The sequence below is a fragment of the Roseibium sp. genome, assembly GCF_965233565.1.
In the GTDB taxonomy this organism is placed as follows: domain Bacteria; phylum Pseudomonadota; class Alphaproteobacteria; order Rhizobiales; family Stappiaceae; genus Roseibium.
This window is the reverse complement of the sequence record NZ_OZ247494.1, coordinates 2655001-2668187: the sequence shown is the minus strand read 5'-3', so window position 1 is coordinate 2668187 and position 13187 is coordinate 2655001. Positions and strand designations below refer to the sequence as shown.

The window sequence follows — 13187 nt, the reverse complement described above, 5'->3', positions numbered from 1 at the left end:
ATTAATCACTATAGTAGCAGCTTGATGCTGTGATCCATTTGAAAATTTGCTTGGCAGTTTCAGGTAGAAGGCAAGTGCCACCTGCCCAAATCGTCGGGTGAAACAGATAATAGATTTTGAGCGATGGCACGAGTGAGCGAACTTCTGGACCGGGGCATCGGCCTCATTGGCTGCGGTTTCATGGGGCAGGCCCTGTTGACGGCCTGGTTGGCGGACGGCCTGCCGGCGGAGAGCTTTTTCGTCCGCGACCCGCGTCCGTCGAAATGGCTGACGCGGCAAAAAGGGGTTCACGTAAATGCTGCTTTTCCGGAAAGCCCGGCCGCGATTGTGATTGCCACCCGGCCGGCAGATGTCGACGAAGTTCTGTCGGAACTGAAGACGTTTGGGGGGGGCGACACACTGGTCCTGTCCATTGCGGCGAGCAAACCTGTCTCGTTGTTTGAAGAGAAGTTTGCCGAGGGAACGCCGGTGATCCGGGCTATGCCCAACCTGCCGGCAACGGTCGGGGCGGCGGTGACGGCATATGTTGCCAATGCGCATCTGCGCGAGGATCAAAAGGCACTGTTTGAAAAGCTGATGTCGGCGGTTGGATCGCTGGTGGAACTGCCGGCGGAGGACTTGCTTCCGATCGTCACGGCGCTTTCCGGCTCAGGTCCCGCTTATGTGTTCGCGATGGCGGAAGCTTTTGCAGCCGCCGGATTTGAGCTCGGCCTTCCAGAAGAATTGGCCCACGAGTTGGCGATAAAAATGGTTGCCGGTGCCGGGCGCATGCTCGCCCAGCCGGATGCCGATGCCACCGGGTTCCGGGTTGCCGTAACTTCGAAGGGCGGCACGACGGAAGCCGGCATGCTGGAATTCATGGCCGACGACACGGGCATTCACGAGCTGGTCAAGCGGACCATCGAGGCGGCTGCCATCCGCTGCGGCGAACTGTCGGGCCAGCACCAGGCGCCTGTCACATCTCGTCTTCGCGTCGTTCGCGATTGAGCGGTTACACCTTTTGCTCAGTCGGCCGCCGAGAGGCAGTCCAGCACGCCAACTGACATCAGCCGCTCGTAGGCGGATTGAACGGCTTCGGCAAACTCGGGCGTTTCCGGAAGATCCGCACCGAAGACCTCATGAAGCGACAGCATTCCGTCAACGAAGTCCCGTCCTTTGGATCGCGCGGCCAGCGCTGCAATCTGGTCTGCAAGCGGGTCGTTGAGTGGCAGCGCCCTGCCGTCTTCCGCGTTGCCGCGGCAATAATGCATCCAGCCGGCTATGGCGAGGGCCGTCAAAGGCCAGGGCCGCCCTGCCTGAAGATGGTTGCGCACGGAGGCCAGCAGTCTTTGCGGCAGCTTCTGGCTGCCGTCGGAGGCGATCTGGGTGGTCTTGTGGTGAAGCGCCGTGTTGGCGTAGCGCGCAATCAGGGCGTCGGCATACTGGTTGACATCGACGCCTGCCGGCAGCTTCAGCGTCGGGGCCTGCTCGTCCAGCATGAGCCGTCTGGCGGAAGCCTTCAGGACCGGCGATTTCATGCACTCGGCAATGGTGTCGAAACCGGCAAGGGCGCCGAGATAAGCCAGAAAGGAATGGCTGCCATTCAGCAGCCGCAGCTTCAGTTCTTCATAAGCGGCCACATCCTCGACGAACTCAGCACCGGCAAGGTCCCACGCCGGTTTGTCACCTGCGAAGGTGTCTTCAATCACCCACTGCCGAAAAGGCTCGCACAGAATACCATTCGGATCGGGATGACCAAGAGCCTCGGATAACTGGAGATGGGAGGCTTCGGTCATGGCTGGTGTGATCCGGTCGACCATGGAAGAGGGAAAGCGACAGGTTTTCAAGATCCATTTTGTGAGTGCCGGATCCAGCTGCGCGGCATAGCCGGAAACGGCCTTTTGGCACAGATGACCGTTTGACGGGAGATTGTCGCAGGACAGGATCGTCAGGCCCGGCAATCCAGCCGTCTGGCGCAGGCGCAATCCCTGCGCGATCAGGCCGATGGCGGTTGTCGGCGTGTCCGGCGAGCTCAGATCCTGCCGGATGCCGTCGTGATCCAGATCCAGGTCTCCGTTCTTCAGGCAGTACCCCTTTTCCGTGATCGTCAGCGTGATCACGGCAAGTTCCGGATCGGCGATCTGCGCAAGCAGCGTCGCCATCCCGTCGCGCTGTGGATGGAGCGTCTTTAGAATTGCCCCGACCTGGCGCAGGGCAAGATCCTCGCCCGACATTTCTCCGACCGCAAAAAGCCCGGAGACTTCGTCAAGCAAGGTCAGGTCTTTTGCTCCGGAATGAAGACGCGCTGCCACCACGCCCCAATCGGATCCCGTTTGCCTAAGCATCTCGTCGTGAAACACCAGGACATGGGCCTTGGCAAAGGCTCCAAGGCCGAGATGAAACAGGCGAGGTCTCAGCCGTGTGCGGTCGTAGTCCGGTTTGGACAGGTCGGAAGTACGTTGGTTCATCAGTTTGCTTCAGGCTTCTGGAATGGGATCCGGGTGCCGGGCACATGGACCATGTCATTGATCTTCAGCGGGTCCGACCCTGCCTGCCAGAGCGAAATGCTGTCAAAGGCCGGTTGCCAGTTTCCGCTGCGCTGCCAATGCAGGCTGACACCCTCGCCCTCGTTTGACAGGGTGAATTGCGTCAGGCAATGGGCTCCACTGAGGGCATCGACCGTTTCGCCGTCGTCGTCATAACCTATGGAGGACCGGGCCGGGGTTCCCGTCGGTTGCGGGTAGATCCGCCAGGTTCGTTTCCGGTCAAGGCTCGGGGCTGCGCGCAGATTTGGCGCTGCCATTGGCAGGACAGTGCCACCGCGCACAAACAGCGGGATCGTTTCCATTGTGACCGGAACTTCGATCACCTGGCCACCGGCAAACCACTGACTGCCGTCGAAGGCCCACCAACCCTCGGGATTGGCGGGCAGCGTGATCCGCCTGATTTTTGCCCCTTCTTCGACAACTGTTGCGACAAGGAGGTTCTTGCCCAGAAGGAAATCGAACTCGGCTTCTCGACAGGCCGGGTCGTCAGGATGGTCGAGAAACAGCGGCCGCAGCATCGGTTCGCCCCGCGTCACGGCTTCGAACAAGAGGGCGTACAGATAGGGGATCAGCTGTGCGCGCAGTTTCAGGGCTTCGCGGACCAGCGACGTGATCTCCGGATACATCCAGGCTTCATTCGCCGTGCCGTCATCGTTCCAGGAGTGGATGGTGAAACGCGGATGGAAGATGCCGTTCTGGACCCAGCGCAGGAACAGTTCCAGGTCGGGCCGAGGACCTGCAAAACCGCCGACATCGTGGCCGATATTGTAGAAACCGGACAGGCTGAGGCCGAGACCCATCGGGATGTTCCAGCGGAGCGTTTCCCAACTGGTGTAGTTGTCGCCGGTCCAGGTCTGTGCGTAGCGCTGGGTGCCCGGCGACGCGCATCGGGAAATCAGATAGGGGCGCCGATCCGGCTGGTTTTCCCACTGAGCATCATAAGACGCCCGTGTCATCAGCTGGCTGTGCAGCGGGCGGATCAGGTTAACCGGGACCGGATCACCGAAGCCGGAGCAGACTGCTTCGTCATCCCAGACTTCATATTCATTGTTGTCGTTCCAGGTGCTCGCAATGCCCTTGGCAAAAAGCTGGTCCTTGAGGTTCTTCTGCCACCAGGCGACCGTGTCGGGATTGGTGAAATCGAGATGTGATCCGTAGCCGTCCCAGAACGGCGAGTTTTCCGGTGCGCCTGTCTCGCTGTCGCGAATGAAAAGGCCTTTTGCTTCGGCTTCATCGCGCAGGGGATGGTCCTCAAGGAGAACAGGCTTGATGTTTGCGATCAGGTGAATGCCGGCTTGCCGGTAGGCTTCGCTCATCGCTTCGACATCCGGGAAGCGGTCGGTGTTCCAGTGAAACACGTAGCGTTTGCCCTTGATGGCGGTATAGCCGGACGACATCTGGAAGCTGTCGCAAGGCATGTCTTCATCAGACAGCTTGCCGATGAATTCCATCAGCCGTTCCTGGGCATTTTCCGAATCCGTATAGGCCATGGTCGAGCCGGAGTAGCCGAAACCCCAGCGGGGCATGAAGGCCGTGCCGCCGGTCAGCCAGTGCTGGCGTCTGGTGATGTCCAGGATGGTCGGCGCCCAGCTGAAATAATAGTCGAGATCCCCGTCATCGGCCCGAAAGGCGCGAAAGGACGGATGATAATTGTCCTTTTCGTTGCCGAGATCGAACCAGCAAGGCGCCATCGTGTCGTAGTAGATCCCGAAGGCACCGAGGTCGCCGCGATCTGTGATCGTGAAGGGGACATGCTTGTAGAGCGGGTCGGTCGTTCGGGCGTCGTAGCCCATGGCGTCGAGATTGCGCATTTCGTACCGGCGGCCGGATCGCTCCAGCCGGCCGGTCTTCTCGCCAAGTCCATAGAACCGTTCATCCGGATGCCGGCGCATGAAATGATGTTTGCGGTGGTCCCGCCGTCCGATCATGTAGGCATCTTGCGGGCGATCCCTGGCGACCTCGTGGAATGGCGCGTCAGCTTGCGCACGTGCTTCCCAGACAAGCGCCAGCGGTGTTTCCACCGTCAGACGCAGCCTGTCGGTTTCGAGAACGATCTTCCGGTCGGTCTCTTTGAGGTTGAAATCCGGGCAGGTGAAGCCGCTGACATCGTCCCTTGGACGCCCCTCCCAGGGCACGTCACCGGCCGGTGCGATTGCCCAGGTCCGGTTCAGCCGATAATCGCCGTTCTTCAGTAGGCAGACCCGGATCAGGTCGTGCTCCAGTACCTTGACCACCAGCCGGTGCCGGCCTTCGACTTCAAGCGCAAAACCGCTTCCGGAGCGGTTTGCGAAACGCCAGTTGCGCAGGGCCTTCATCTGGATCAGCCTCCGTAGCCAAGCAACAGGCGCGGCAGGAACAGGCTGAGTTCGGGGATGAAGGTGACCACCATCAGCAGGGCGACCAGAACACCGTAGAAGCCGAACATCGGCCGCAGGACTTCGCCGATCTTCACCCCGCCGACCGAACAGCCGACAAAAAGCGCCGAGCCGACCGGCGGCGTGCAGATGCCGATGCACAGATTGAAGGTCATGACGACGCCAAAGTGGACGGGGTCCATGCCGAGATCTTCAACGACAGGCAGAAAGATCGGGGTGAAGATCAAGAGGGCAGGTGTCATGTCCATGAAGGTGCCGACAACCAGCAGGGCCAGGTTGATGATCAGCAGCAAGACGATCGGGTTTTCAGAAAGTCCCAGCAGGATGTCGGAAATGGAATAGGGGATGTCGGCGAAGGCCATCGCCTTGGACATGGCAATCGAACAGCCGATCATCAGCAACACGATCGAGGTGGTGACGGCGCTTTCCAGGATGATGCCGGGCAGATCCCGGATGGTGACTTCGCGGTAGACGACCAGTGCCAGGAACAGCGTGTAGAGGACAGCAACGGCCGAGGCCTCGGTCGCTGTGAAGACACCGAAGATAATGCCGCCCATGACGATCACGATGAGGCCGAGTGGCAGCATCGCCGCCAGGGTCTTGTCGACGACTTCCTTCGTTGTTGCCCGGTCAGCGACCGGATAGCCGCGGCGCTTGGCAATGATCCCGGCGACGACCATCAGGCTCAGCCCCATCAGGATGCCGGGAATGTAGCCGGCGACAAAGAGGGCCGCGACCGAGGTGCCGTTGGTGATCAGCGAATAGACGATGAAGGTGGCGCTGGGCGGGATCAGCAATCCCGTCGGGCAGGAGGCGATGTTGACGGCGGCGCTGAAGGCCGGGCTATAGCCTTCTTTTTTCTGCAAGGGGGCCATCACCCCGCCAACGGCGGCAGCAGAGGCGACGGCGGAACCGGAAATCGAGCCGAACATCATGTTGGCCAGCACGTTGCAGTGGGCAAGTGCGCCAGGCAGGCGTCCGCCCAGCACCTTGGCAAACTCGATCAGGCGCATGGCAATGCCGCCCCGGTTCATGATGTTGCCGGCCAGGATGAAAAACGGAATGGCCAGCAGCGTGAAACTGTCGAGGCCTGATGCCACTTGCTGGGCGACGATATAGACCGACTGATCGAAGGACATGAACAGAAGGAAGGTGGCAAAAGCTGCCAGGCCGATGGCATAGGCAATCGGCACACCGAGGATCATGAGCAGCGCAAAGGTCCCGAACAGGACCGCAACAGATTGAATATCCATGAAAGGTCTTGTCCTTGTCAGTCCAGCGGGCCGCCGGCCTTGGGAGCCGCCGTCTGTTGTTCATTGGGGCCGCGGCCTTCGCGCAGCAGGTCGATCAGGAAGGTCAGGCAGTAATAGAGCATGCAGGTGCCGGAAAACGGGATGGCGATATAGATCAGTCCCATGGGCAGGCGCAGAGCCGGTGAGACCTGGCCCGTCTCCAGCGTGCGGGCGACAAGATCGATGCCGCCATAGATCAGCACCACGCCGGCGAAAAAGGCGATAGCACCGATGATGGCCGCATTGACCAGCAGGCGAGTGGTGCCTGTCGTGATCACGGGAAGAAGATCGATTGCCAGGTGGCGGCGCTGGCCAAGTGTGTAGGCTCCTCCCAGCAGCGCCACCCAGATGAACAGGAAGCGCGCCATTTCGTCGGTGACGGTGCTCGGACTTTGCAGCACGTAGCGCGAAAACACCTGCCAGACGACACAGGCGACCAGAACCGAAAAGGCGATGGTGATGACGAAGCGCAGGATCAGATCCACGCCCCTGGTGAAAAGTGTCACGATATACCTCCCGCGCCGGCGGATGTGCCCTGCATTGAAGGGCAGTGAGTCAGGAACCGGCAGGGTTAGACATGCGTCAGGAATGAAAATTGGTCAACCAATTTTGTAAAAAAGGTTGACTGATTTTGAAAATTGGACGAACAATTCGCCATCCGCAGCAGAGATCAGCTGCGCGTGACGCGTTCGACCGGTGGTTCGGGAGGGGCGCAAATCCAGCGGCCAAGGCCGCGATTGGGAGGAAATCATGTCTAAATTCGTAAAGCTCGCAGCCGTGTTGGCTGCAGGCGTGGTGGCGCTGGGCTCTGCTGCCAATGCCAAGACCCTGCGTCTCAATCACAACAACCCGGAAGACCATCCGCTGCACAAGTCCATGGAGTTCATGGCGGACCGCGTGGAAGAACTGACCAATGGTGATCTGAAGATCCGGATCTACGCCAATGCCCAGCTCGGCACCCAGCGGGAATCCATGGAGCTGATGCAGAATGGTGCCCTCGACATGGCGCGTTCCAACGCTTCGGAGCTGGAAGCCTTTGAAGAGTCTTACGGTGCCCTGAACCTGCCATACATCTTTGTCAGCGCTGACCACTATTACGATGTTCTCAGCGGTGACATCGGTGCCGACATCCTCGCAGCTTCCGAAGACAAGGGTTTCATCGGTGTTGCCTATTATATTGAGGGCGCGCGCTCCTTCTACGCCAACAAGCCGATCCATTCGCCGGCGGATCTCAAAGGCATGAAGATCCGTGTGCAGCCGAGCCCGTCGGCCATCCGCATGGTCGAACTGCTCGGTGCCAACCCGACCCCGATCGCCTGGGGTGAACTTTACAGTGCTCTGCAGCAGGGCGTGGTCGACGGTGCGGAAAACAACCCGATGGCCCTGACCTCCGCCCGTCACGGTGAAGTTTCCAAGTTCTATTCCGATGACGGCCACACCATGATCCCGTCTGTCGTGATGATCTCCACCAAGACCTGGGGCGAGCTGTCCGACACCGAGAAGGAAGCCATCCGGACCGCCGCAAGCGAATCCATGGATTTCCACCGCGAGCAGTGGGACGCCATGAGTGCGGCCGCCGTCGAGACCGCAAAGTCCGAACTCGGCGTGGAATTCATCGACGTGGAAAAAGGCCCGTTCATTGAGGCCGTGCTGCCGATGCATGAAGAAGCTGCGCAGAAGTCACCGGTTGTCGCCGACCTGATCAAGCGTATCAAGGCGGCTGCCGAATAAGCGGCTTTCAAACAGCAGTCAGTCCGGTCCGGAGACCTTCATAAGATGCTCGAACGTTCCCATCTCGCCGACAACGCCCTGCAGGCGCTGCATGACGAGGACTATGACGTGCCCTTCAACACGCAGTCCCTCAATCATGACGGTCTGGTCTTCATGGGCGGGCGCAGCGTGACGAGCCTGGACGGCGACTGGACTTTCTGCGTTGACCTTCTCGACACCGGCCTCCGGCAGAAATGGTTCGCCATGCTGCCGGAGGCTCCGGAAGACCGGACGGAGCCCTGGGATTACGACCCCTATATGGGCGAGACCGTACCGGTTCCGTCCAACTGGGCGATGCTGAAGGAGAAATGGTATTTCTTCGAAGGCAGCGCCTGGTACACGCGGCCGCTGGACCTTGCCGATGTCGATGAGACGAAGCGGCAGTTTCTGCGCTTCGGGGCCGCTGCCTATGACTGCAAGATCTTTCTGAACGGCGAATTCATCGGCAACCACTACGGAGCCTCGACGCCTTTCTGTGTCGAATTGACCGGGAAGCTGAAGCCCGGCCGCAACTGGATCATGGCCTGTGTCAACAACACACGGACCCGCGACCGGGTGCCGATGCGCAATACGGACTGGTTCAACTATGGTGGGATTTATCGGGAAGTATCCTACTTCGAAACTCCGAAGAGCCTGATCAGGGATTTCTTCTTGTACCTCGTGCCGGACGGAACCTATTCGACCTTGCGGGCCGAGGTAGCGGTTGATGGCGCAGGAACGGGTTCTGTCGTCGTGTCGATCCCGGAACTTGGTGTGGACGTCGAGGTTTTCTTAGATACGGAGGGCCGTGGAACGGCTGACATTGTCGCCCGCCCGGACCTATGGAGCCCGGAGACGCCGGTGCTTTATGACGTTTCTGTTTCCTGCGGTGAGGACAGGGTCACCGACCGGATCGGTTTCCGGCAGATTGAACGGCGCGGCACGGAGATCCTGTTGAACGGGGTGCCGCTGTTCCTGCGCGGCATTTCCGTTCACGAGGATGACGCAGTCCTTGGCAAGGTGACGAGTGAAGCGGATCTGCGCCGGCGGTTTGAACATGCAAGCGAGCTTGGCTGCAACTATCTGCGTCTTGCCCATTATCCGCACCATGAACGCGCGGCCGAAATCGCCGATGAGCTCGGTTTTCTGCTCTGGGAGGAAATCCCGGTCTATTGGGCAATCGACTTTGAAAATCCCGCGACATATCGCGACGCTGACAATCAGCTGAAGGAGCTGATCAAGCGGGACCGGAATAGGGCAAGCGTGATCATCTGGTCTGTCGGCAATGAAAATCCGGATACGGATGCACGGCTCACATTCATGAAAGGTCTTGCCGAGACCTGCAAGGCGCTCGATCCGAGCCGGCTGACGTCGGCGGCCTGCCTTGTCAATCACACGCAGAACCGGATCGAGGATCGGCTGGCCGCCCATATCGATATCATCGGCCTCAATGAATATTACGGCTGGTACGAAGAGAATTTCGAGGACCTGGCGGCCATCGGCGAAAACTCCAACCCTGATCGTCCAGTGGTGATTTCGGAGACGGGAGCTGATGGGGTAATCGGGGAAAAAGGCCCTGAGCGAGGGCTTTTCAGCGAGGCCTACATGGCCGAGGTCTATGTCAGACAGATCGCGACCCTGCGCGAGCTCGGTTACATCAAGGGAATGTCGCCGTGGATACTTTATGATTTCCGTGTTGAGAGGCGCCAAAACATCTTTCAGAACGGCTATAATCACAAGGGGCTGATTGCGGCCGACAAGAAAACCAAGAAAAAGGCATTCCACATTCTGGCTGACTATTATCGGGAGATCGCGGCCGGCAATGTGGAAGCAAGGAAGGCTTCATGACGAATGACGCCCAAAAACGCCGCTACCAGGAAATCGCCGAGCTGCTGGCCCGGCGCATTGCGGATGAAGGCTACAAACCCGGAGACAAGTTTCCGACGGAGCGGCAGATTTCGCTCGAACTCGGCATTAGCCGTTCGCTTGTGCGCGAAGCCTTTATCATGCTGGAGATCGAAGGTTATCTTGACGTGCGCAAGGGGTCCGGCAGTTATGTCGCCTCCGGCGAGAAGATTTCGCTGAATGTGCAAAAAGGCGATTTTGGTCCCTTCGAACTGCTGCAGGCGCGCCAGCTCCTGGAAAGCAGCATAGCCGGCTTTGCTGCCACGACCATCACCAAGAATGACATCGTCCAGTTGCGCGAGACCCTGGAACTGGAACGCAAGGCCATCGAAAAGGGCGTAGAGGACTATGCCGCCGACCGACAGTTTCACCTTCTGATCGCCGAAGCCACCCAGAACAGCGTGCTGGTCGCCCAGGTGGAAGATCTCTGGTCGAAGCGGGAAAACAGCTCCATGTGGGCCCGTCTGCATGACCGTATCTTCGATCTCAGCTACCGGGCGAAATGGCTTGATGACCACGCCGAGATCCTGGAAGCCTTGCGGCACCGCAATTCCGAGAAGGCCCGGCTGGCCATGTGGCAGCACCTTGAAAATGTCCGCCTGACGCTGCTGGAACTGTCGGATGTTGGCGATCCCGACTTCGACGGATATCTCTACACCCCTGCCAGGGCAGCGCCCTGAACTCTTGCCCCATCGACCTAAACCACTCGCGCGATAACAAGAAAGACCGGATGCGATGATTGAAAGCTGGCGCTGGTTCGGACCTCAGGACCCCATTTCCCTGAAAGACATCCGCCAGACCGGCGCCCGCGGGATCGTAACCGCGTTGCACGAGATTCCGAACGGCACCTTCTGGCCGGAAGAAGAGATCGCGGCCCGGCGCCAGATGATAGAAGACGCGGGTTTGCAATGGCTGGTCACCGAGAGCATTCCCGTGCACGAGGACATCAAGACCGGCGCGCCGGGCTGGGAGCAGTGGGCACGAAACTGGGCGGAAACGGCGAAGGCACTGGCGCGGCAGGGCATCACCACGATCTGCTACAATTTCATGCCGGTTCTCGACTGGACCCGCACGGATCTTGATTATGAACTTGCCGATGGGGCAACCGCGCTCCGGTTCGAGTTCACGGCCTATGCGGCCTTCGACCTGTTCATCCTGCAGCGCGCGGGCGCCGAGGCCGACTATTCGGCTGAGGATATTGCGGCGGCCGAAGCCCGGTTCGCCGGGATGTCCGAAGAGGCGCACGACCGATTGACGGCAAACATCATTGCAGGTCTGCCGGGCTCGGAGGAAAGCTACAGTCTGGACGGCTTCCGCGCGCGTCTTGCCGCCTACAGGGGTATTGGTCGGGAGGAACTGTTCCAGAACCTTCAGAATTTTCTTCAGGTTGTGGTGCCGGAGATCGAGGCGGCAGGCGCAAGGCTGGCCTTGCACCCGGATGATCCGCCGCGATCCCTGTTCGGTCTGCCGCGGATTGCCGGGACGCAGGCCGACCTGGAACGTATCGCGGGCTTGTCTTCTTCGAAGGCGCATGGCTTCACGCTCTGCGCGGGTTCTCTCGGGGTGCATGCGGAAAACGATCTGCCGGCGATTGTCGAAGCGCTTGGCGAGCGCATTCACTTCGTGCATCTGCGCGCCACCAGGCGCGAGGCCGATCCGCGGAGTTTCCATGAAGATGCCCATCTGGAGGGCGATATCGACATGGTCGCCATTATCCGGGCCTTGCGGCGCCTGGAACGCGGCAATGGCAACCATCTGCCGATGCGCCCGGATCACGGTCACCGCATTTTGAACGACCTGTCGGGGACTTCCACGCCGGGGTACCCTGCCATCGGCCGGTTGCGCGGCCTTGCGGAACTGCGCGGTGTGACCCGCGCGGTTGATGCGTTCGAGGGTATGACTGCAGGCTAGGTTGCTGGTGCTGCTGGGGGCGTCTTGCTTGACGGCACCACCGTTGAAGTTACATGACTGCGGGCACACTTTGTTCCAGCCTGCCGGATCCCGCATGACTTCATCTTCGCTGACCGAACGCCCTGAAACACATGAGACCACTCTTTTGGAGAAGGGGCGGGACACGATCCTGATCGAAGGGCTGCTGCTGCCGACGGAAATCGGTGTACTTGACAGCGAAAAGGGACGTCGGCAGGCCGTGCGCTTCGATGTCGAGATCGTCACGGTGCCGGACTACCGCAGGATCGTCCGTGAGACCGGGCAGTATGTGTCCTATGCGGATACGGTCGAATTCATTCAGGACAAGGCGGCGACCGGCGGCCATGTCGAATTGGTGGAAGAATGGGCCGAAGCCGTGGCGGAGTTTACGCTTGGCAATCCGCTCGCCGATGAGGTGTCGGTGAAGGTAACAAAGCCGGACATTTTTGAAGATGCCAGTGGAGTTGGCATCCGTATCACCCGAAGGCGCGGTTGATCGCCGGCTTGCCGGGATGTCCGGGCCGCCTATTTGACTTCCGACGTCTTCCTCAATTGTTCCCCTTCCTTTTTCCGGAGCCTTTTCCCAGATGATTTCCGCCGACCGCCTTTTGCCCTTGTGGCTCAAGTACCGCGATGCGCTCGAAAGCCCGATCCGCACTTTCTCCTTCGAAAAATTCAACAAGACCTTCGAGGACAAAACCTACCAGATGGGGGTTTTGAACCTCTCTCCGGACAGCACCTATCGCGAAACGGTCTGCCACACGTTCGAGGCCGCGCTTTATCGCGGGCGGCGCATGACCCTGGAAGGGGCGGCAATGGTCGATATCGGGGCCGAGTCGACTGGAGAAACGGCGGATCTTGTTGCGGCCGAACGGCAGATTGACCGTATGCGGCCTGTGGTGAAGGCGCTGGCAGAGGAAAACATCCTGTGCTCGGTGGAAACCTATCATCCGGAAGTGGGTGTTGCCCTGCTTGAGGCCGGCGCCGGTGTTGTCAATCTGACCGGCCGTGTCGATGACACGGCTTTCTACGAAGCGATTGCCGCGCACAAGGCCGGTATTGTCCTGTGTTACACGCCCGGTGAAAATGCCCGGTCCGATGATTACCTGCCACCGGCGGAAGATATCTTCGATCACCAGCTGACCTTCTTCAAGGAGCGTATCCGCATGGCGACGGAGGCAGGCATCGAACGGCTCTGGGTCGATCCGGGGTTCGGGTTTGCCCTGCATTTGCCGGACGGGCCGGACCGGATCCGCTATCAGACCGACAGCATCCTGCAGTCCTTCCGCCTGCGGGAGCTGGGCTGGCCGGTTACCGTGCAGCTGACCGGTGCAGTCTATCTTTTCCGGGACGAGGTTCGGGTGGCACAGACCAGTGCAGCCACCATCGCGGTCATGTCCAAAGCCAACCTG

The 13187-nt window shown here is 59.9% G+C and carries 11 protein-coding genes (1 of these 11 running past the window's edge); 7 read left to right on the top strand and 4 right to left on the bottom strand.

All coding sequences use genetic code 11. The features are described 5' to 3' along the window. Positions 1-132 precede the first annotated feature (132 nt). Complete coding sequence (gene proC / locus ACO6TG_RS12240; protein WP_422378425.1) at positions 133-987, top strand: pyrroline-5-carboxylate reductase; 855 nt, start codon at positions 133-135, stop codon at positions 985-987. A gap of 17 nt (positions 988-1004) precedes the next feature. Here proC and ACO6TG_RS12235 read toward each other — a convergent pair whose 3' ends face one another. From ACO6TG_RS12235 to ACO6TG_RS12220, 4 genes are read right to left on the bottom strand one after another with little or no spacing between them, the layout of a single operon-like run. Next, positions 1005-2447 (bottom strand): mannitol dehydrogenase family protein, encoded by a 1443-nt coding sequence (locus tag ACO6TG_RS12235; protein WP_422378424.1) that lies wholly within the window; start codon positions 2445-2447, stop codon positions 1005-1007. After that, positions 2447-4840 carry a TIM-barrel domain-containing protein gene (locus ACO6TG_RS12230; protein ID WP_422378423.1) on the bottom strand — a complete coding sequence of 798 codons (2394 nt, stop codon included), beginning with the start codon at positions 4838-4840 and terminating at the stop codon, positions 2447-2449. The genes ACO6TG_RS12235 and ACO6TG_RS12230 overlap by 1 nt, the downstream gene beginning before the upstream one ends. Before the next feature lie 5 nt (positions 4841-4845). Continuing rightward, positions 4846-6153 (bottom strand): TRAP transporter large permease, encoded by a 1308-nt coding sequence (locus ACO6TG_RS12225; protein ID WP_422378422.1) that lies wholly within the window; start codon positions 6151-6153, stop codon positions 4846-4848. A gap of 17 nt (positions 6154-6170) precedes the next feature. After that, positions 6171-6698, bottom strand: a complete 528-nt coding sequence (locus ACO6TG_RS12220) for a TRAP transporter small permease (protein WP_422378421.1) — start codon at positions 6696-6698, stop codon at positions 6171-6173. Between the two features lie 244 nt (positions 6699-6942). Between ACO6TG_RS12220 and ACO6TG_RS12215 the strand changes: the two genes are divergently transcribed. The 6 genes from ACO6TG_RS12215 to ACO6TG_RS12190 form a co-directional block, all read left to right on the top strand. Beyond that, positions 6943-7923: a TRAP transporter substrate-binding protein gene (locus tag ACO6TG_RS12215; protein WP_422378420.1), complete on the top strand. Its 981-nt coding sequence runs from the start codon at positions 6943-6945 to the stop codon at positions 7921-7923. 45 nt (positions 7924-7968) lie between these two features. After that, entirely contained in the window at positions 7969-9789 is a 1821-nt protein-coding gene (locus ACO6TG_RS12210; RefSeq protein WP_422378419.1) for a glycoside hydrolase family 2 protein, read from the top strand. Further along, positions 9786-10526 (top strand): FCD domain-containing protein, encoded by a 741-nt coding sequence (locus tag ACO6TG_RS12205; RefSeq protein ID WP_422378418.1) that lies wholly within the window; start codon positions 9786-9788, stop codon positions 10524-10526. The genes ACO6TG_RS12210 and ACO6TG_RS12205 overlap by 4 nt, the downstream gene beginning before the upstream one ends. Before the next feature lie 55 nt (positions 10527-10581). Continuing rightward, positions 10582-11757: a mannonate dehydratase gene (uxuA, locus tag ACO6TG_RS12200; protein ID WP_422378417.1), complete on the top strand. Its 1176-nt coding sequence runs from the start codon at positions 10582-10584 to the stop codon at positions 11755-11757. Between the two features lie 94 nt (positions 11758-11851). Then, a complete protein-coding gene (locus ACO6TG_RS12195) occupies positions 11852-12271 on the top strand; it encodes a dihydroneopterin aldolase (protein WP_422378416.1) in 420 nt (139 codons plus the stop codon). A gap of 91 nt (positions 12272-12362) precedes the next feature. Further along, positions 12363-13187: the 5' portion of a dihydropteroate synthase gene (locus ACO6TG_RS12190; RefSeq protein WP_422378415.1), read on the top strand. It continues 60 nt past the right edge of the window; only the first 825 of its 885 coding nucleotides appear in the window; it begins with the start codon at positions 12363-12365; its stop codon lies off the right edge, out of view.